Raw genomic sequence first — 1,305 nt, 5'->3', positions numbered from 1 at the left:
AGATCGTGCCGACGGACGCCTTCGTGAAGGTGCTCGCCGAACTGGTCGACACGGGCGACTCGTTGCCGGTGGTCGACGAACCGGCGCTGCTGCTTGGCCAGTACCTCTCCGCGCTCGGCATCCTCACGCCCGAGGAGGAGGAAGCCCTCCACGTCCGGATGCTGAAGGGCGCCGTCGAGCTCGGCCACACCCGCGTGGTGTTCAAGCCGCACCCCTCCGCGCCGGCCCGCTGGACCCGCGGCCTGGAGAAGGAGGCCGAGAGGCTGGGCGCCGACCTGACGGTGCTCGACACCCCGGTCCTCGCCGAGGTCCTCTACCAGCGGATGCGTCCCGCCCTGGTCGTCGGCTGCTTCTCCACGGCACTGCTCACGGCCTACGCGCTGTACGGCCTGCCGGTCGCCCGCGTCGGCACCGCCACCCTGCTCGACCGGCTGACACCGTACGAGAACAGCAACCGCGTGCCGGTGACGGTCGTCGACGCGCTGCTGCCGGACCTGACCGACCGCAAGGCCGTCACTGGGCAGCGCCGGGGCACGGACGAGCAGGGCCTGACCGACCTCGTGCGGGCCGTCGGCTACGCGATGCAGCCGAAGATCTACCCGGACCTGCGCCCGGCCGCCGAGGCCTATCTGACGAAGCATCTGAACACGCACACCTGGCGGTACTTCAAGCGCAAGCGCCTCACCTCGCTGGCGCTGCCCGGCGCGGTCCCGGCGCAGCTGGCGTTCCTTCCGCGCAACGCGACCGTGCGCCGGGTGGCCCGCCGCGCCCGCTCCCTGAAGAAAGCAGTGGGTCGCTGAGTTCCTCCGGGAATTGAGAACAAACGGACGGTGAATTCATGGGGTCCGGTCAGGGAATGATCAGTTCTTCAACCGGGCCCCAGCTGTGAGTCGGACTAGTGTGCTGTGAATTAGCTGAGGCCCTCGGAGGCCCCGGGTCACGGAATCCACGGCCCGCACTGCGCACGACTTCACAGAACGGCCGTTGAGGGGACCCGTGACCGACATTCCCGAGGACACACGTACGACGTCCGTGGGCACGGTGGTCCGTGCCGTCCTCCCGGCGGCCGACAGGCCCAGCCCGCCTCAGGTGAAGAGGCCTCGGGAGAACCGGCTGCGGGCCCTGGACGGGCTGCGGCTGATCGCCGCGCTGATGGTGGCGGCGTACCACTACGGCGGTCGCGGCGGCGAGGTCACACAGGCCTGGGGAACCTCGGCGAAGGCCCAGTTCCCGACGCTGCACTCGTGGTTCGCGTACGGCTGTCTGGGTGTGCAGGTCTTCTTCGTCATCAGCGGTTTCGTGATC

The 1,305-nt window shown here is 69.4% G+C and carries 2 protein-coding genes; both read left to right on the top strand.

Going from position 1 to position 1,305, the window contains the following annotated elements:
* Positions 1-800: alpha-2,8-polysialyltransferase family protein (locus tag EU811_RS23110; RefSeq protein ID WP_238703553.1), on the top strand; the 800-nt coding region annotated here is incomplete at its 5' end.
* A gap of 196 nt (positions 801-996) precedes the next feature.
* The coding region (locus tag EU811_RS24515) for an acyltransferase family protein (RefSeq protein WP_142940573.1) at positions 997-1,305 on the top strand (309 nt) is incomplete at its 3' end.

Origin of the sequence: Arthrobacter sp. TS-15 (genome assembly GCF_006964045.1) — a bacterium.
Lineage (GTDB): Bacteria > Actinomycetota > Actinomycetes > Actinomycetales > Micrococcaceae > Arthrobacter.
This window is presented reverse-complemented; position numbering and strand designations above follow the sequence as displayed.